We start from the raw sequence: 18961 nt of genomic DNA on the forward strand, positions 1-18961 counted from the left end.
CCTGTCAGTGGCGCGCCTTGCGCGCCCTGGCTGCCTCGCCGTCCGGCACCGGCTGCAATACCAGCAGCACACCGCACAACGCCAAGACCAGAAAACAGAATAACTGTAGACGCAGTGCGTCCGGCAACCAGCGCTGCAACGCGCCGTAGCCCAACGCCACCAGTAAACTCACGACCAGCAATTGGCCGCGAGAGTCGCGCCACAGGGCATCAAAGCGCTCGACCTGCAGCAGAACCAGGGCTTGCAGCAGCAAACCAGCCGCTGCCAGCAGCACCAGCAATGGGCTCAAGGTATTGGCGACTTCCTCGACCAACATCGGCGCCAGACCAATTCGCTCCAACGCCGGCAACATAACCAAATGCAGCAGCCAGAGGCCGCCGACCCAGAACGTCTGAGCCAGCCGCCAACTGATGGCACCCGCGTCGATGGTGCGAGCCTTAGATATGACGAACCTCGACGATCTCGTACTCGATCAGGCCGCTGGGCGTGCGCACAGCAACCACATCGCCCTCTTCCTTGGCGATCAAGGCGCGAGCGATGGGTGAACCGACGGAAATCTTGCCGAGTTTGATGTCCGCTTCGTCTTCACCAACGATCTGGTAGGTCACGCGCTCGTCAGTCTCGACGTTGGCGATCTCCACCGTGGTACCGAAAATCACCTTGCCGGTCGGCTCGATGGCCGTGACGTCGATGATCTGCGCATTCTGCATACGCCCTTCGATGTCACGGATACGCGCCTCGACCATACCCTGCTGCTCGCGAGCAGCGTGGTATTCGGCGTTTTCCTTGAGGTCACCCAATTCGCGGGCCGTGCCAATGTCCTGGCTGAGCTTCGGACGCACGACCTTGGTCAGGTGGGCGTGTTCTTCTTCCAGGGCGCGAGCGCCCTGGACGGTCATTGGGTACTTGATCATGCCTTCAATCCTGCATGCAGATCCTGCAAGCGGCGTACGGTTTTTTCAGGACCGAACTTCAGCGCTTCGCAGATGGCCTCGCCCGCCGCAATGGTGGTGGTGCAGTAGATCTTGTGCTGCAGCGCGTTACGGCGGATGGAGTAAGAGTCAGCGATCGACTGACGACCTTCGGTGGTGTTGATGATCAGGGTGACTTCGTCATTCTTGATCATGTCGACCACGTGCGGACGGCCTTCGGTCACCTTGTTCACGCGACGGACTTTCAAGCCAGCCGCTTCGATGAGCTTGGCAGTACCGGCGGTGGCAACGATTTCGAAACCCAGGCTGATCAGGTCGCGAGCAACGCCGGCCACCAGAGGTTTGTCGTCGTCGCGCACGCTGATAAACGCAGTGCCACCGGTTGGCAGGATTTCGCTGGCGCCCATCTGCGCTTTGGCGAACGCCTCACCGAAGGTATCGCCCACACCCATCACTTCACCGGTCGACTTCATTTCTGGGCCGAGGATCGGGTCAACGCCTGGGAACTTGGCGAACGGGAATACCGCTTCTTTCACGCTGTAGAAGTTCGGAATGATCTCTTCGGTCAGGCCGACTTCTTTCAGGGTTTTACCGGCCATAACGCGCGCGGCAATCATGGCCAGAGAAACACCGATGCACTTGGACACGAACGGTACGGTACGGGAAGCACGCGGGTTCACTTCGATGACGAAGATGTCCTCGCCCTGGACCGCCATCTGCACGTTCATCAGGCCAACCACGCCGAGCTCCAGGGCCATTTTCTTGACCTGTTCGCGGATCTCGTTCTGGATGTGCGCCGGCAGTGAGTACGGTGGCAGCGAGCAAGCGGAGTCACCAGAGTGCACGCCCGCTTGTTCGATGTGCTGCATGATCGCGCCGATTACCACGGTCTCGCCGTCACACACCGCGTCGATATCGACTTCGATGGCGCAGTTGAGGAAGTGGTCGAGCAATACCGGGCTGTCGTTGGAGACTTGCACGGCTTCACGCAGGTAGCGCTTGAGCTCTTCTTCTTCGTAGACGATTTCCATCGCCCGGCCGCCCAATACGTAGGACGGACGCACCACCAGCGGGTAACCGATCTTGTTGGCGGCACGAATCGCTTCGTCTTCGCTGCGCACGGTGGCGTTTGGCGGCTGACGCAGGTTCAGGCGCTCGACCATCTGCTGGAAGCGCTCACGGTCTTCGGCACGGTCGATGGCATCAGGCGAGGTACCGATGATCGGTACGCCCGCTTCTTCCAGAGCGCGAGCCAGTTTCAGCGGGGTTTGGCCGCCGTACTGAACGATCACACCTTTAGGCTGTTCAACGCGGACGATTTCCAGCACGTCTTCCAGGGTTACCGACTCAAAGTACAGGCGGTCCGAGGTGTCGTAGTCAGTGGAAACGGTTTCCGGGTTGCAGTTGACCATGATGGTTTCGTAACCATCGTCACGCATCGCCAGGGCGGCGTGTACGCAGCAATAGTCGAACTCGATGCCCTGACCGATACGGTTCGGGCCACCGCCCAGAATCATGATCTTGTCGCGGGTCGACGGGTTCGCTTCGCACTCTTCCTCGTAGGTCGAGTACATGTAAGCGGTGTCGGTGGCGAACTCGGCCGCGCAGGTGTCGACGCGCTTGTACACCGGCAACACTTTCAGCTTGTGACGGTGGCTGCGCAGGTTCTTCTCGGTCACGCCCAACAGCTTGGCCAGACGGGCATCGGAGAAACCTTTGCGCTTGAGCTTGTACATCACATCGCGGTCGATGGACGACAGGCCCAGGGTCTTGATGCGCTCTTCGTCTTTGATCAGGTCTTCGATCTGCACCAGGAACCAGTGGTCGATCATGGTCAAGGCGTAGATATCGTCGCAGCTCATGCCGGCACGGAAGGCGTCAGCCACGTACCAGATGCGCTCGGCGCCCGGCACGGTCAGTTCGCGCTTGAGCGCGGCCTTGGATTCCGGGTTGGTCAGATCCAGCTTGGGATCGAAACCGTTTACGCCTACTTCCAGGCCGCGCAAGGCTTTCTGCAGCGATTCCTGGAAAGTACGGCCGATGGCCATGACTTCACCCACGGACTTCATCTGAGTAGTCAGACGGGCATCCGCTTTGGGGAATTTTTCGAAGGCGAAACGTGGGATCTTGGTAACCACGTAGTCGATGGCCGGCTCGAACGAGGCCGGGGTTTTGCCGCCGGTGATGTCGTTCTGCAGCTCGTCGAGGGTGTAGCCAACAGCCAGCTTGGCGGCGACCTTGGCGATCGGGAAACCAGTGGCTTTCGAGGCCAGGGCAGAGGAGCGAGAAACCCGTGGGTTCATCTCGATCACCACCATACGGCCAGTTTCCGGGCAGATACCGAACTGCACGTTCGAGCCGCCGGTTTCCACGCCGATTTCGCGCAGTACCGCCAGCGAGGCGTTACGCAGAATCTGGTATTCCTTGTCGGTCAGGGTCTGCGCCGGGGCTACGGTGATCGAGTCACCGGTGTGCACGCCCATCGGGTCGAAGTTCTCAATGGAGCAAACGATGATGCAGTTGTCCTTTTTGTCGCGGACCACTTCCATCTCGTACTCTTTCCAACCGATCAGCGATTCGTCGATCAGCAGCTCTTTGGTCGGCGACAGGTCCAGACCACGGGCGCAGATTTCCTCGAACTCTTCGCGGTTGTAGGCAATACCGCCACCGGTGCCGCCCATGGTGAAGGACGGACGGATGATGCATGGGAAGCCAAGCTTCTCGAGCACCGCGTTGGCCTCTTCCATGCTGTGGGCGATGCCCGAGCGCGGGCAGGCCAGGCCGATGTCTTTCATGGCCTTGTCAAAACGCGAACGGTCTTCGGCTTTGTCGATGGTGTCGGCGTTGGCGCCGATCATTTCCACGCCGAACTTTTCCAGGACGCCATGGCGCTCCAGGTCCAGGGCGCAGTTCAGAGCGGTCTGGCCGCCCATGGTCGGCAGCAGCGCATCGGGACGCTCTTTCTCGATGATCTTGGCAACGGTCTGCCACTTGATCGGTTCGATGTAGGTGGCGTCCGCCATGGCCGGGTCGGTCATGATGGTGGCTGGGTTGGAGTTCACCAGGATGACCCGGTAACCCTCTTCGCGCAGGGCTTTACAGGCCTGGGCGCCAGAGTAGTCGAACTCACAGGCCTGACCGATGACGATGGGGCCGGCGCCGAGGATCAGGATACTTTTGATGTCTGTACGTTTTGGCATTTTCTACTCTCGAATCCTAAGGTCTGTCGGCAGGCTTAACGGCGCGCGGCCATGGCTTCGATGAATCGGTCGAACAGTGGCGCAACGTCCAGCGGACCCGGGCTCGCCTCAGGGTGACCCTGGAAGCTGAAGGCCACTTTGTCGGTGCGCTCGATACCCTGCAGGGTGCCGTCGAACAGCGACTTGTGCGTAGCGCGCAGGTTGGCTGGCAAAGTCGCCTCGTCCACAGCAAAGCCGTGGTTCTGGCTGGTGATCATCACCACGCCGGTATCGAGGTCTTGCACCGGGTGGTTGGCACCGTGGTGGCCATGACCCATTTTCACGGTCTTGGCGCCGGAGGCCAGGGCCAGCAGTTGGTGGCCGAGGCAGATGCCGAATACCGGGATTTCGGTTTCCAGCACGTCCTTGATCGCCTGAATGGCGTAGTCGCATGGCTCGGGGTCGCCCGGGCCGTTGGACAGGAACACGCCGTCCGGTTGCAGCGCCAGCACTTCGCTTGCCGGGGTTTGCGCCGGCACGACGGTAACGCGGCAGCCACGCTCAACCAGCATGCGCAGGATGTTCAGCTTCACGCCGTAGTCGAAGGCGACCACGTGGTGCGGCAGTTCGCTGGCAGCGATTTCCGGGTGGCTGTCGGTCTTCAGGTTCCAGACGCTGGAGCGCCACTCGTAGCGCTCGGTGGAGCTGACTACTTTGGCCAGGTCCATGCCTTTCAGGCCAGGGAAGCCGCGTGCGGCTGCCAGGGCTTGCTCGTCGGAGATGTTGTCGCCGGCCAGGATGCAGCCGTTCTGGGCGCCTTTCTCACGCAGGATGCGGGTCAGGCGGCGGGTGTCGATACCGGCGATGGCCACCACGTTGTTGGCTTTCAGGTAATCCGACAGCGACAGGGTGTTGCGCCAGTTGCTGGCCACCAGAGGCAGATCACGGATAACCAGGCCGGCGGACCAGACGCGGTTCGACTCGGCGTCTTCCGGCGTAGTGCCGGTGTTGCCGATATGCGGATAAGTCAGGGTAACGATTTGTTGGGCATAGGAAGGATCGGTAAGGATTTCCTGATAGCCGGTCATAGCAGTATTGAACACCACCTCTCCGACGGTTTGACCGTCGATTCCGATGGCTTCGCCGCGAAAAATGCTGCCATCAGCAAGGGCGAGTATGGCTGGCTTAGTCAAGAAGACCTCCCGTAAATCAAGCCTGACAGGGCATACGCAGGTTGTAAAAAAGCGGGATGACGTTTAGACACGTCACCCCGCTTTTTTTAGAATCACTTTTTCAAGTTAACTGCGCGCTTTTAGTGGACACACTAAAGCTGTAGCTTACAGAAAAAGGCATTTTTGGTCTACCCAAGATGACAACCGTTTAGTCGTCTCAGTGCAGATCAAGCACATCCTGCATATCGTAGAGCCCGGCAGACTTGCCATCCAGCCACAATGCCGAACGCACTGCACCTCGCGCAAAGGTCATACGACTAGAGGCTTTATGGGTGATTTCCACTCGCTCACCGTCGGCCGCGAACAGCACGGTATGGTCGCCGACCACATCCCCTGCACGCACTGTCGCGAAGCCGATTGTTTCGCGATCACGGGCGCCGGTCTGGCCTTCACGGCCGTAAACCGCCACTTTCTGCAGATCACGACCCAAGGCTTTGGCGACCACTTCGCCCATACGCACGGCGGTACCGGACGGCGCATCGACCTTATGGCGGTGGTGCGCTTCGAGAATCTCGATATCTACGTCGTCACCGAGAACCCGCGCAGCGGTATCCAGCAATTTCAGACAGAGGTTTACCCCAACGCTGAAGTTGGCAGCGAAGACGATCGAGATGTCTTTGCCAGCATCGGCCAGCAGTTGTTTTTCTTCGACGCTGAAACCAGTGGTACCGATCACCATGGACTTACCGGCCTTGCGGCAGACATCCAGGTTTTTCAGGGTCACGGTGGGATGGGTGAAATCGATCAGCACATCAAACTGGTCCAGCACGTCAGCGAGATTGCCCGCCAAGGTGATACCCAGCTTGCCCACACCCGCCAGCTCGCCGACATCGGCGCCAATCAGGCTGCTGTCCGGACGATCAATCGCCGCGGTCAGCGTCGCGCCATCGGCCGCCCGAATCGCTTCGATCAAGGTTTTCCCCATACGCCCGGCGGCGCCCACTACGGCTATACGTCGCATGCATCCAGCTCCCAACTAATAACTTGCAGCCGGCGAAGCACCAGAAGCGCCTCGCTCAGCCCGATTTACACGTCGCCGAAGAAACGCTTCACACCTTCGAACCAACCGCTGGCTTTCGGCGAGTGGCTGTCATCGGTGGCCAGAGACTTGCGGAACTCTTCCAGCAGTTCGCGTTGGCGCTTGTCCAGGTTGACCGGCGTTTCCACTGCCACCCGGCACATCAGGTCGCCAGCACCGCCGCCACGCACCGGGGCCACGCCCTTGCCGCGCAGACGGAACAGTTTGCCGGTTTGCGTGCCTTCGGGGATCTTCAACTTCACCCGGCCGTCCAGGGTCGGCACTTCCAACTCGCCGCCCAGCGCCGCGTCAGCAAAGCTGATCGGCACGTCGCAGTAAAGATGCTTGCCGTCACGCTGGAAGATCGAGTGCTCGCGCACATTCACGACCACGTACAGGTCGCCAGCCGGGCCGCCCATGGCGCCCGCCTCACCTTCGCCGGACAGACGAATGCGATCACCGGTGTCCACACCTGGCGGCACTTTTACCGACAGGGTTTTGTGTTCTTCGACACGGCCATGGCCGTGGCAGGTGCCGCACGGGTCGGCAATCATCTTGCCGTTGCCGTGGCAACGCGGACAGGTTTGCTGCACCGAGAAGAAGCCCTGCTGCATGCGCACCTGACCGATACCGCCGCAGGTGGTACAGGTGACCGGACTGGTGCCCTTCTTCGCGCCGGAGCCATCGCAGGTTTTGCAATTGACCAACGTCGGCACGCGGATGGTCACAGTGGTGCCGCGCACCGCCTCTTCCAGATCAAGCTCCAGCGTGTAACGCAGATCGCTACCGCGCTGCGCGCCGCCACGGGAACCGCCGCGAGCGCCACCGAAGAAATCGCTGAACACGTCGCCGAAAATATCGGAGAAGTTCGCGCCGCCAAAACCGGCACCGCCCGCACCACCGCCACCCATGCTCGGGTCGACGCCGGCATGACCGTACTGGTCAAACGCTGCGCGTTTGTTGGCATCGGAAAGTACTTCATAGGCCTCGTTGGCCTCTTTGAAGCGCTCTTCAGCCTCTTTGTCGCCAGGGTTGCGGTCCGGGTGATGCTTCATCGCCAGACGGCGGTAAGCCTTTTTCAGCTCTGCCTCGCTGGCGCCACGCTCAACACCCAGCACTTCGTAAAAGTCACGCTTAGCCATAATTCTTCAACACTCTTAAATCGGCTTCTCCAGACACGCCAACGCGGGAGCAAGCTCCCGCGTGGCGGATAACACCCGGCCAGCACGATGGCTGGCCGGGTTGGAGAGCAAGCAAATGGACGCTTACTTGTTTTCTTTAACCTCTTCGAACTCGGCATCGACCACATCGTCAGCGCCGCCTTTCGGCTCTTCCTGGCCCGGTGCCGCTTCGCCAGCCTGAGGCTGCTCAGCGTACATTTTCTGCGCCAGTGGAGCGGTAGCTTCGGACAGAGCGGCTACTTTAGCGTCGATGGTTTCCTTGCTGTCGCCTTTGATGGCCACTTCCAGTTCGCCCAACGCTTTTTCGATTGCGGCTTTTTCGTCCGCAGTGGCCTTGTCGCCCGCTTCGGTGATCATCTTACGGGTGGCGTGCACCAAGGCATCGCCCTGGTTACGGGCAGCGGCCAGCTCTTCGAACTTGCGATCTTCCTCGGCGTTGGCCTCGGCATCACGCACCATTTGTTCGATTTCTTCCTCGGACAAACCCGAGTTGGCCTTGATCACGATGGACTGCTGCTTGCCAGTCGCCTTGTCTTTGGCCGATACGTGCAGGATACCGTTGGCGTCGATGTCGAAGGTGACTTCGATTTGCGGCACGCCACGCGGTGCTGGTGGAATCTCGGCCAGGTCGAACTTGCCCAGCGACTTGTTCTGCGCAGCTTGCTTACGCTCGCCCTGCAGTACATGGATGGTCACAGCGCCCTGGTTGTCATCAGCGGTCGAGAACACTTGCGATTTCTTGGTCGGAATCGTGGTGTTTTTCTCGATCAGCGCAGTCATCACGCCGCCCATGGTTTCGATACCCAGGGTCAGCGGGCTGACGTCCAGCAGCAGCACGTCTTTGACGTCACCAGCCAGTACCGCGCCCTGGATAGCAGCACCCATGGCAACCGCTTCGTCCGGGTTGACGTCTTTACGGGCTTCTTTACCGAAGAACTCGGTCACCAGCTTCTGCACCAGCGGCATACGGGTCTGGCCACCGACCAGAATCACGTCGTGGATCGCGCCAACGTCGATACCGGCGTCTTTCAGCGCGGTACGGCAAGGCTCGATGGTGCGTTGCACCAGGTCTTCCACCAGCGACTCCAGCTTGGCGCGGGAGATCTTCACGTTCAGGTGCTTAGGACCGCTGGCATCTGCAGTGATGTACGGCAGGTTGACGTCGGTCTGCTGAGCGGACGACAGCTCGATCTTGGCTTTTTCCGCAGCTTCTTTCAGACGCTGCATGGCCAACGGATCACCTTTGAGGTTGATGCCGCTTTCTTTCTTGAACTCGTCAACGAGGTAGTCGATCAGGCGGATGTCGAAGTCTTCACCTCCGAGGAAGGTGTCACCATTGGTGGCCAACACTTCGAACTGGTGCTCACCATCAACTTCGGCAATTTCGATTACCGAGATATCGAAGGTACCGCCACCGAGGTCATAAACGATCACGGTGTGATCGCCCTTGGCCTTGTCCATACCGTAAGCCAGAGCGGCTGCAGTCGGTTCGTTGATGATGCGCTTGACTTCCAGACCAGCGATGCGGCCGGCGTCTTTGGTGGCCTGACGCTGGCTGTCGTTGAAGTAGGCCGGAACGGTGATCACCGCTTCGGTCACTGGCTCGCCGAGGTAGTCTTCGGCGGTTTTCTTCATCTTTTTCAGCACTTCGGCGGAAATTTGTGGCGGAGCCATTTTCTGGCCCTTCACTTCCACCCAGGCGTCGCCATTGTCAGCTTTGACAATTTTGTACGGCACCATTTCGATGTCTTTCTGTACGACGTTTTCTTCAAAACGACGACCGATCAGACGCTTCACCGCGTACAGGGTGTTGTGCGGATTGGTAACTGCCTGACGCTTGGCCGACTGACCAACGAGGATTTCGCCGTCGTTGGTGTAAGCAATGATCGAAGGAGTGGTACGCGCGCCTTCGGCGTTTTCCAGCACCTTGACGCTGCCGTTTTCGAGGATCGAGACGCAGGAGTTAGTAGTCCCCAGGTCGATACCGATGATTCTGCCCATGTTTGCTCTCCTGAAACTGAATTTGGTTGCCGCAGCAGTGGTGGCTAACTGCGGTAGCACTTAAACGCTTGACTAATAAATGGGGGCCTTACGGCGAATTTCAAGCCTGCTCGTCAATCGAAGGTTGCGGTTCGGCTGGCGCCTTGCTCACCACTACCATCGCCGGGCGCAACAAGCGGCCATTGAGCAGGTAACCCTTCTGGAACACTTTGAGCACGCTATTGGGCTCGACATTGGTGCTTTCCTGCATCGCCATCGCCTGGTGGTGCTCGGCGTTGAACGGCGCACCGTGCGGGTCGATAGCTTCCAGGTTGTAGCGCTTGAGGGTGTCCTGGAACAGCTTGAGGGTCAGCTCGAGCCCTTCACGCACCGGCTTGATCGCCTCGTCGTTAGGGTTGGACAGCTCAAGACCACGCTCAAGGCTGTCGACTACGGGCAGCAGGTCATTGGCGAATTTTTCCAGGGCAAACTTGTGCGCCTTCTCAATATCCTGCTCCGCGCGGCGACGCACGTTCTGCATATCCGCCGCAACCCGCAGAGCCTGATCCTGAGCAGCCGCCAGCTGTTCTTCCAGCGTGTGCACGCGGGCAGCCAGGTCCTCGCTCGCAGCAGCCTCGGCAGCAGTTTCGATGTCTGGATTCTGGGAATTCTGGGTTTGTTCGTCGGCCATGCGGTTCTCCTCTCTAATTCGTCCATGAGCCTCAACTCATGCCTGTGCCGCTTATATGGGGTCACAATTTGACGATTCAAGAGCGCGAGAGGATTGTCAGGCGCAAAACAAACACTGTATAAATAACCAGACTTTACGCCTGGAGCCTCCGCCATGCTGGTACATCTCTCCGTACATAACTACGCCATCGTCGAACATCTCGACCTCGAGCTGAATGGCGGTATGAGTGTGATCACCGGCGAAACCGGCGCCGGCAAGTCGATCATGCTCGACGCCCTGGGCCTCACCCTAGGTGATCGCGCCGATAGCGGCGTGGTCCGCCCCGGCGCCGACAAGGCGGACATCCTCGCCAGTTTCGACCTCAGCGATATTCCCGAAGCCAAAGCCTGGCTCGCAGAGCGCGATCTAGACAACGACGGCCCGTGCATCCTGCGCCGAGTGATCACCGCCGAAGGTCGCTCGCGCGGCTACATCAACGGCTCTCCCTGCCCTCAGGGCGACCTGAAAGCCATCGGCGAGTTACTGATCGATATCCACAACCAGCACGAACACCAATCGTTGCTGAAGCCAGAAACCCATCGCCGCCTGCTGGACGAGTACGCCGGTAGCCAGGACCTGGCGCGCCAGGTGCAGCTCGCCGCGCAGCGCTGGAAACAGACCAAGAACGAACTGGAGCGCCTGTCCAACGCCAGCGACGAGCAGCGCGCTCGTCACCAGCTGCTCAGCTACCAGTTGGAAGAGCTGGATAACCTCGGCCTCGGCGACAACGAGCTTGAGCAGCTCGAGCAGGAACACAAAACCCTGACCAACGCCGAAGGCCTGCTCAGCGCCTGCCGCCTGGTGATCGAACAATGCAGTGAAAACGATGGCGGCAACGTGCTGTCGGCGCTGACCAGTAGCGTGGGTCGCCTGAGCAACTTCCGCAGCCAGCCGGGCGCCCTCGGCGAAGCGATCAACCTGTTGGCCAGCGCGCAGATTCAGGTGGAAGAAGCCATGGGCGAGCTGAACCGCTTCCTCGACCACTTCGACGCCGACCCGGAGCGCCTGCAACTGCTCGAAGAACGCCTCGACTCCATCTATACCCTGGCGCGCAAGCACCGCATTCTGCCCAGCGAACTGGCCGCCATGCAGCAGCAACTGTTCGATGAGCTGGAAAGCCTGAACGCCGACGATCAGGCCACCGAACGCCTGGCCGAAGAGTTGACCGCCTACGCCCGCCATTACCAGGAAAAGGCTCAGGAGCTGAGCGCGCTGCGCCACGGTGCCGCGAGCAACCTGGCCGCCGCCGTTGAAGTGGAAATGCAACGCCTGGGCATGCCGGGCGGGCGTTTCAGCATCGAACTGCACGGCACCAGCAGCACCGACCCGCACCCTCAGGGCCTGGAGCAGGTGGAGTTTCTGGTCAGCGCCAACCCTGGCCAGCCGCTCAAAGCCCTGGCCAAAGTGGCGTCGGGTGGTGAGCTGTCGCGCATCAGCCTGGCGATTCAAGTGATCACCGCGCAGACCTCGCGGGTGCCCACCCTGGTATTCGACGAAGTGGACGTCGGTATCGGCGGCCCCACGGCCGAAGTAGTCGGCCAGTTGCTGCGCCGCCTCGGGGAACGCGGCCAGGTGCTGACCGTCACCCACTTGCCGCAAGTTGCCGCTCAGGGCCATCAACATTTATTTGTGCACAAGGCCCGTGGCGATGGCGAAACCCATACCGCCGTGGCCACGCTGGATAGCGCCGGCCGCATAGAAGAAGTGGCGCGGATGCTGGGCGGTGTGGATCTGACCAAGGAATCCCTGGCCCACGCACGCAAAATGGTGAACAGCGCCGCCAGCGCCTAAAACCTGGGCAATAAAAAACGCCGCGTTCCTTGATCAGGAGACGCGGCGCTTTTAAATGCGTGAGTCTAAAAACGTGGATTGGGGCTTCTGGGCTAGAGCCAGGCGTCGCTCAACGCAGCATGGCCGACGACCAGAAGATGCCAATCAACGCTTCTTGCGCACGTACAAAACCAGATTGTGATCAACCAGCTCGAAGCCATGCTCACGCACGATTTCTTTCTGGCGCTTCTCGATTTCGGCGTCGAAGAACTCGATCACTTCGCCCGTATCGACACACACCATGTGGTCGTGGTGGCCGCCATCAGCCAGCTCGAACACGGCGTGGCCGCCATCGAAGTTGTGACGGACCACGAGACCAGCGGCTTCGAACTGGGTCAGAACACGGTAGACCGTGGCCAAACCCACATCCTCGCCAGCCTCCATCAGTGCCTTGTAGACATCTTCCGCACTCATATGGCGCTGCTCTGCAGAGTCGAGCATCTGCAGAATCTTGACCCGTGGCAGGGTCACTTTCAGGCCAGCTTTACGTAGTTCGCTATTTTCTACCATGGTCAGCTTTCTCGTGGTTGCTGCTTCGCAGCTCCCTTCAATGCAGGTATGATCGGTGGCCAAATTGCCCAGCCAAGATAGTGGAAGTCTCCCACCGATGCAAAACACCAAGCTCTTGCTGACTAGCCTCACCTTTGTGGGCTTACTCGCACTCGCCGGCTGTTCATTCCCCGGGGTTTATAAAATCGACATTCAGCAGGGCAATGTCGTGACGCAGGACATGATAGACCAGTTGAAGCCTGGAATGACCAGACGCCAAGTGCGGTTTATCATGGGCAACCCCATGATCACTGACACCTTCCACGCCAATCGCTGGGATTATCTGTACAGCATCCAGCCCGGCGGCCGTCAGCGCTTGCAAGAGCGTGTGAGCATCCTCTTCGATGCCAACGACCAGTTGGCGGGCCTGTCCGGCGACTTTATGCCGGGCGTGAGCCGCGACCAGGAAATTCTCGGCCCGGATGGCGCTCCGACCGCCGAACCGAAAGCGCAAGAACAAGCCAAACCAGAAGAGCCGGCCAAGCCAGGTTCGTTGCTGGAAAAAATCCAGAAAGACGTCGACGTCGAGACCGTACCGGTGCCGACCCCGACTCCGCTGGAAACGTCGCCGCAGTAAGCCCTTTGCTGGCGAAACGAAAAAGCCCGGACATGTCCGGGCTTTTTTGTGTCTGGCCTGTCGATTACAGGCGCTTAGCCGCCGCCTTTGCCGCACGCTGTTTGCGCACCTCTTTCGGATCGGCTAGCAGCGGCCGGTAGACTTCGACTCGATCACCGCTCTCCAGCACCCGCGCTTGCGGATCTGCTAGTGCCTTGCCGAAGATCCCCAGTGGGCAGCCTCGCAGATCCAACTCGGAAAATTCCGCCGCTAACCCACTGCGATCCACGGCTTGGCGCGCCGTAGTGCCGACCGGCACCTGCAACCGCAGCAAGCGCTGCGCGCTCGCCAAGGCGTACACCACTTCGACTTCAATCAACGCCTCAGCCATACAGCTGCTTGGCCCGCTGGCAAAACGCATCCACCAGGGTATTGGCCGCCTGGTTGAACAGCGGCCCCAAGGTGGCACGCACCAGTTGCCCGGAATATTCGAAGGACAGGTCCAGACTGATCTTGCAGGCCTTGTCGGTGAGCACCTTGAACTGCCAGACACCGTGCAATTCGGTAAACGGCCCCTCCTCCAGATTCATCTCGATGCTCTGCCCCGGCACCAGGATGTTGCGCGTGACGAACTGCTGGCTGATGCCGCCTTTGGCCACTTGCAGGCTGGCGCGCATCAGGGTGTCGGTTTCCTCCATCACCGTGGTCGAGGCGCACCAGGGCAGAAATGCCGGGTAATTCGCCACGTCGTTGACCAGGTCATAAAGAGCTTGCGCCGGATAGGGCAACAAAGCGGAGCGTTGAATATGGGTGGTCATGCAGATCTCACTTGAATAGCTGCGCAGCAAACACGATGAGGATACCCAGCGGCGCCACATAGCGCATAAGGAAGAAGGTTACGGCAAACAGCGTGGCATTGCGCATGGCCAGTTCGTCGCGCACCGCGTCGCGGCCCATCACCCAACTGGCGAATACCACGAAGGTCAATGCGCCGAGCGGCAACATGATGCGCGAGGTGAAGAAATCGATGACCCCGAACAGATCCAGGCCACCCGCCGCACCCCACTGATAAAGCTGGAAGGCGCCGCCGTCAGTGACGAAGAATTTCGCCTCTTTCCAGATATTGAACGAGAACACCGTGCCCAAGCCGACGAACCAGCAGCCAAACGCCAGCGCCGAGGTTACCCACAGGCGACTGAAGCGGGTGCGCTCCACCAGATAGGCCACCATCGGCTCCAGCAAGGAAATCGCCGAACTCCAGGCGGCTACCGCCACCAAAACAAAAAACACTACACCGATCAGTTGACCGAACGCGACGTTACCAAAGGCCAGCGGCAGGGTGACGAACATCAACCCCGGACCCTCGCCCGCATTCAGGCCAGCAGCGAACACGATGGGAAACAGCGCCAGACCCGCCAACAGCGACACAAAGGTATCGAGTAACGCCACCGCCATCACCGTGCCGGTAATCGAGGTTTGCTTGGGCATGTACGCGCCATAAATAAGGATGGAGCCGATGCCCACGCTCAAGGAGAAAAACGCATGGCCCATGGCCGGCAGCAGTCCATCCATCAGGCGCGAGGGATCGAGGTGGAACATAAACCGCACGCCGTCCATAAAGTGGCCGGTGGTCAGGCTGTAGCCCAGCAGAATCAGAAGCAGGACAAACAGCAGCGGCATCATGATCCGCAGACTGCGCTCCAGCCCCGCGACCACGCCGCGGGCAATCACGCCGGCCGAAAGCAGCATAAACGCGCTGTGCCAGAGGATCATTCGCCACGGATCGTCCACCATGGCGGCGAAATAGCCTCCGGCCTTTTCGCCGTCTATGCCCTGAAAATTTCCCGCGCCGACGCCGAGGATGTAATCCAGCGACCAGCCGCCGACCACGCTATAAAAAGACAGAATCAACAACGCCGTGACCATCCCGGCAAACGCCGCCCATGACCATTTGCCGCCATGCCCGGTATGTACCGCCAGCGCCTTCAAGGCATTCGCCGGGCTCAGCCGCGCGCGACGGCCGATCAGGGTTTCCGCCACCATCACCGGCACTCCGAGCAAGGCGATAAACAGCAGGAACATCACCACAAACGCGCCGCCGCCGTAGACGCCGGTCATATACGGAAACTTCCAGATACTGCCCAAGCCCACCGCCGAGCCGGTGGCGGCCAGGATAAATACCCAGCGGCTGGCCCAGGAGCCATGAATCGAAACGTCGTCGCCTGCCATAAAAAATCGCCGGGAAATGAGTGAGCCAAAGTGGCCAGAAAAAACAGGCGCGCATTGTCCGAGATTCGTCCAGCCCCCTCAAGGGCCAGCGGCGCCATGCGACAACCTGAGCCTAGCGCTTGCGTAAACTGTCGCCAGCGGCAGGACTACTGCCTATAATGCGCCGCCTATGGCCAAGCAAAAAAAACACCCCGAGGGCACCATTGCCCAAAACAAGAAAGCCCGTCACGACTACTTCATCGAACATAAATTCGAAGCAGGTATGGTGCTCGCTGGCTGGGAAGTTAAAAGCCTGCGCGCGGGTAAAGCCCAGCTCGTCGACAGCTATGTGCTGCTGAAAAACGATGAGGCCTGGCTGATCGGCGCGCACATCGCGCCGCTGACCACCGCCAGCACCCACGTGATCGCCGACCCGGTACGCACGCGCAAGCTGCTGCTGAACAAACGCGAAATCGAGAAGATCACCAGCTCCGTGCAGCAGAAAGGTTTTGCGTGCGTGGCACTGTCGATCTACTGGAAAGCCCACCTGATCAAGATTGAGATCGGCCTGGGTAAAGGTAAGAAGGAATACGACAAGCGCCACACCGAGCGTGAGCGTGATTCCGATCGCGAGTTGCAGCGCGCTGTGCGCACCAAAGGGAAGGATGACTAGCGTAGCTAGTCAGCTTTTTCCTCCTGGGTCCCAGCCTTCGCTGGGATGACGGCGGCAAAGAGTTAACCCGCAAGAATCAAAACCCCTGGCGCCGCTCCGCCCGCGCCACGCGCTGCGCTTCCTGCAGCCCCTCGGCCAACACTTCCTGCACGTAATGAATATGGCGATTGGAGATTTCCCGCGCCTGTTCCGCACGCCCCTCGACAATCGCGTGATACAGCTCGCTGTGCTGCTGCATCAGCATGTTGCGGGTCTCGCTGCGCAGGGCGTACATGCCGCCGATGTTGGTCACCACGTTGCGTTTGAGCAGGTCGAACAGACCACGAATGGTGTGCAGCAGCACCGCGTTGTGGCTGGCTTCGGCAATGGCCAGGTGGAAGCGCGCATCGGCGGCGCCCTCCTCGGCGCGGCTGACTTTGCCTTCGCTGGCATAACACTTCTGCAGCGCTTCGAAGGCTTCGCGCAGGCGTTGATGGTCCAGTTCGGTCGCACGCTGCGCGGCGTAGAAGGCACAGGAGCCTTCCAGGGTATGGCGAAATTCGAGCAGGTCACGCTGGGCTTCAGGGTTACTTTCCAACAGGTGCAGCAGCGGATCGCTGAAGGTTGAGCCCAATGACTCGGCCACATAGTTACCGCCACCCTGACGGCTGACCAACAGCCCTTTAGCCGCCAGCTTCTGAATCGCTTCGCGCAACGACGGCCGCGACACACCGAATTGCTCGGCCAGTGCCCGCTCAGCCGGCAAGCGCTCGCCGGCCTTCAACGTGCCTTCGAGAATCATGCGCTCCAGTTGCTCGACGATATCGTCCGACAAACGGCGCTGTTGTATCTGACCGAACCCCATGCCTCTCTCCGCCCTTCTCTACCTTGCCTGCTTGCGCGTGGGCCGCAGCCTACCGAGCAGCACTGTATTCGTACAAGAACAACTGCACCCGCGATGGCATCCGCAGTTGCACCCGCGACCAAAGTCGTAGCGTCACAAATTGACAGACTCTGGGCAGGGCTTTTACCCTGAGCCGTCGATTTTGTAAATTGGTATGACCAATTTACCCGGCAAACAGGTTGAGCACGCGCCACCATCGCCACCAGCGCCTGGGCGACGTGACCCAACACACAAGGCACACCCAACAATAATCAGGGAGCCAACCCACGATGCAAACCTGGCAACAGCTGTACACCCCATTGGGCAGCCTCGGGCTGTCCGCCCTGGCGGCCGTCGTCCCCATCGTTTTCTTCTTTCTCGCCCTGGCCGTGTTCCGCCTCAAAGGCCACGTGGCCGGCAGCATTACCCTGGCGTTATCGATCGTGATCGCCATCGTCGCCTTCCAGATGCCCGCCGACATGGCCTTCGCCGCTGCCGGTTATGGCTTTTTGTATGGCCTCTGGCCCATCGCCTGGATCATTGTCGCGGCGGTGTTCCTGTACAAACTGACGGTGAAAAGCGGTCAGTTCGAGATCATCCGCAGCTCGGTTCTGTCGGTGACCGATGACCAACGTCTGCAGGTACTGCTGATCGGTTTTGCCTTCGGTGCCTTCCTCGAAGGCGCCGCCGGGTTCGGCGCGCCAGTGGCGATCACTGCCGCCTTGCTGGTCGGCCTGGGCTTCAATCCGCTGTACGCGGCCGGCCTGTGCCTGATCGCCAACACCGCTCCGGTAGCCTTCGGCGCCCTGGGTATTCCGATCATCGTCGCCGGCCAGGTAACCGGCATCGACGCCTTCAAGATCGGCGCCATGGCCGGTCGCCAGTTGCCGCTGCTGTCGGTGATCGTGCCGTTCTGGCTGGTGGCGATGATGGATGGCTGGCGTGGCATCAAAGAAACCTGGCCAGCCGCGCTGGTGGCCGGTTTGTCCTTTGCCATCACCCAATACTTCACCTCCAACTTCATTGGCCCGGAACTGCCGGACATCACCTCGGCGCTGGTCAGCTTGGTGTCGCTCACCCTGTTCCTCAAAGTCTGGCAGCCACGCCGCAGCGCCAACGCGCAAATTGCTGGCGCCAGCGGTGGCAGCGCCGTGGCCAGTGCCGGCGGTTTCGGCCAGCCACGCACCACCATCGCCTCGCCTTACAGCCTGGGCGAGATTGTCAAAGCCTGGTCGCCGTTCCTGATTCTCACCGTGCTGGTGACAATCTGGACCCTCAAGCCGTTCAAGGCGTTGTTCGCCGCGGGCGGGGCGATGTACAGCACGGTGTTCAACTTCGCCATTCCGCACCTTGATCAATTGGTGATCAAAACGGCGCCGATCGTCACCGCGCCAACCGCCATCCCGGCGATCTTCAAGCTCGACCCGATCTCGGCCACCGGCACGGCGATTTTCTTCTCGGCACTGATCTCCATGCTGATCCTGAAGATCGACTTCAAAACTGGTCTGACCACTTTCAAAGAAACCCTCTACGAACTGCGCTGGCCGATTCTGTCCATCGGCATGGTGCTGGCGTTCGCCTTCGTCACCAACTACTCGGGCATGTCTTCGACCATGGCCTTGGTATTGGCAGGCACCGGCGCAGCGTTCCCGTTCTTCTCGCCGTTCCTCGGTTGGCTGGGGGTATTTCTCACCGGTTCGGATACGTCGTCGAACGCGCTGTTCAGCTCGTTGCAAGCCACCACGGCGCACCAGATCGGGGTTAATGACACCCTGCTGGTGGCGGCCAATACCAGTGGCGGCGTGACAGGCAAGATGATCTCGCCGCAATCGATCGCCGTGGCCTGCGCGGCAACTGGCCTGGTGGGCAAGGAATCGGACCTGTTCCGCTTCACCCTAAAACACAGCCTGATCTTCGCCGCCTTCGTCGGCCTGATCACCCTGGCGCAAGCCTATTGGCTCACCGGCATGCTGGTGCACTAAAACCCGCTGGCCCCGGTGGCGCGTGCGCGGCGCCGGGGCTGAACTGAAC

17 protein-coding genes are annotated in these 18961 nt (G+C 60.1%); 4 read left to right on the plus strand and 13 right to left on the minus strand.

Annotated elements, in window-relative coordinates:
• Window positions 1–4 precede the first annotated feature (4 nt).
• The 8 genes from C8K61_RS20825 to grpE form a co-directional block, all read right to left on the minus strand.
• The gene (locus C8K61_RS20825) at window positions 5–352 is read right to left on the minus strand and encodes an MFS transporter (RefSeq protein WP_371920014.1); all 348 of its coding nucleotides are present in this window, start codon (window positions 350–352) and stop codon (window positions 5–7) included.
• Between the two features lie 85 nt (window positions 353–437).
• The gene (greA, locus tag C8K61_RS20830; protein ID WP_108098217.1) at window positions 438–914 is read right to left on the minus strand and encodes a transcription elongation factor GreA; all 477 of its coding nucleotides are present in this window, start codon (window positions 912–914) and stop codon (window positions 438–440) included.
• Entirely contained in the window at window positions 911–4132 is a 3222-nt protein-coding gene (gene carB, locus C8K61_RS20835) for a carbamoyl-phosphate synthase large subunit (RefSeq protein ID WP_108098218.1), read from the minus strand. The genes greA and carB overlap by 4 nt, the downstream gene beginning before the upstream one ends.
• A gap of 35 nt (window positions 4133–4167) precedes the next feature.
• Window positions 4168–5304 carry a glutamine-hydrolyzing carbamoyl-phosphate synthase small subunit gene (carA, locus tag C8K61_RS20840; protein WP_108098219.1) on the minus strand — a complete coding sequence of 379 codons (1137 nt, stop codon included), beginning with the start codon at window positions 5302–5304 and terminating at the stop codon, window positions 4168–4170.
• A 196-nt stretch (window positions 5305–5500) separates the two neighbouring features.
• Complete coding sequence (gene dapB, locus C8K61_RS20845; protein WP_108098220.1) at window positions 5501–6304, minus strand: 4-hydroxy-tetrahydrodipicolinate reductase; 804 nt, start codon at window positions 6302–6304, stop codon at window positions 5501–5503.
• A 65-nt stretch (window positions 6305–6369) separates the two neighbouring features.
• Window positions 6370–7503 (minus strand): molecular chaperone DnaJ, encoded by a 1134-nt coding sequence (dnaJ, locus tag C8K61_RS20850; protein WP_108098221.1) that lies wholly within the window; start codon window positions 7501–7503, stop codon window positions 6370–6372.
• Window positions 7504–7626: 123 nt separating this feature from the next.
• On the minus strand, window positions 7627–9543 hold the full coding sequence (gene dnaK / locus C8K61_RS20855) for a molecular chaperone DnaK (protein WP_108098222.1): 1917 nt from the start codon (window positions 9541–9543) through the stop codon (window positions 7627–7629).
• 100 nt (window positions 9544–9643) lie between these two features.
• Entirely contained in the window at window positions 9644–10213 is a 570-nt protein-coding gene (grpE, locus tag C8K61_RS20860; RefSeq protein ID WP_108098223.1) for a nucleotide exchange factor GrpE, read from the minus strand.
• 153 nt (window positions 10214–10366) lie between these two features.
• Between grpE and recN the strand changes: the two genes are divergently transcribed.
• The gene (gene recN / locus C8K61_RS20865; protein WP_108098224.1) at window positions 10367–12043 is read left to right on the plus strand and encodes a DNA repair protein RecN; all 1677 of its coding nucleotides are present in this window, start codon (window positions 10367–10369) and stop codon (window positions 12041–12043) included.
• A gap of 144 nt (window positions 12044–12187) precedes the next feature.
• On the opposite strand, the gene fur is transcribed toward recN, so the two are convergent.
• Window positions 12188–12592 carry a ferric iron uptake transcriptional regulator gene (fur, locus tag C8K61_RS20870; protein WP_108098225.1) on the minus strand — a complete coding sequence of 135 codons (405 nt, stop codon included), beginning with the start codon at window positions 12590–12592 and terminating at the stop codon, window positions 12188–12190.
• A 97-nt stretch (window positions 12593–12689) separates the two neighbouring features.
• Here fur and C8K61_RS20875 point away from each other — a divergent pair, with 97 nt between their 5' ends.
• Window positions 12690–13208, plus strand: coding sequence for an outer membrane protein assembly factor BamE (locus C8K61_RS20875; protein WP_108098226.1), 519 nt, complete (start codon window positions 12690–12692; stop codon window positions 13206–13208).
• 64 nt (window positions 13209–13272) lie between these two features.
• Here C8K61_RS20875 and C8K61_RS20880 read toward each other — a convergent pair whose 3' ends face one another.
• The 3 genes from C8K61_RS20880 to C8K61_RS20890 are packed head-to-tail and all read right to left on the minus strand — an operon-like array spanning window position 13273 to window position 15416.
• Complete coding sequence (locus C8K61_RS20880) at window positions 13273–13578, minus strand: RnfH family protein (RefSeq protein ID WP_108098227.1); 306 nt, start codon at window positions 13576–13578, stop codon at window positions 13273–13275.
• A complete protein-coding gene (locus C8K61_RS20885) occupies window positions 13571–14005 on the minus strand; it encodes a type II toxin-antitoxin system RatA family toxin (protein WP_108098228.1) in 435 nt (144 codons plus the stop codon). The genes C8K61_RS20880 and C8K61_RS20885 overlap by 8 nt, the downstream gene beginning before the upstream one ends.
• 7 nt (window positions 14006–14012) lie before the next feature.
• Window positions 14013–15416, minus strand: a complete 1404-nt coding sequence (locus tag C8K61_RS20890) for a sodium-dependent transporter (protein ID WP_108098229.1) — start codon at window positions 15414–15416, stop codon at window positions 14013–14015.
• Window positions 15417–15585: 169 nt separating this feature from the next.
• On the opposite strand from C8K61_RS20890, the gene smpB reads away from it, so the two are divergent.
• Window positions 15586–16068: an SsrA-binding protein SmpB gene (gene smpB, locus C8K61_RS20895; protein WP_108098230.1), complete on the plus strand. Its 483-nt coding sequence runs from the start codon at window positions 15586–15588 to the stop codon at window positions 16066–16068.
• A 76-nt stretch (window positions 16069–16144) separates the two neighbouring features.
• On the opposite strand, the gene C8K61_RS20900 is transcribed toward smpB, so the two are convergent.
• On the minus strand, window positions 16145–16912 hold the full coding sequence (locus tag C8K61_RS20900) for a GntR family transcriptional regulator (protein ID WP_108098231.1): 768 nt from the start codon (window positions 16910–16912) through the stop codon (window positions 16145–16147).
• A 308-nt stretch (window positions 16913–17220) separates the two neighbouring features.
• On the opposite strand from C8K61_RS20900, the gene C8K61_RS20905 reads away from it, so the two are divergent.
• The gene (locus C8K61_RS20905; protein ID WP_108098232.1) at window positions 17221–18912 is read left to right on the plus strand and encodes a lactate permease LctP family transporter; all 1692 of its coding nucleotides are present in this window, start codon (window positions 17221–17223) and stop codon (window positions 18910–18912) included.
• The last annotated feature ends 49 nt before the right edge of the window (window positions 18913–18961 follow it).

This window comes from Pseudomonas sp. GV071, assembly GCF_003050835.1.
Lineage (GTDB): Bacteria > Pseudomonadota > Gammaproteobacteria > Pseudomonadales > Pseudomonadaceae > Aquipseudomonas.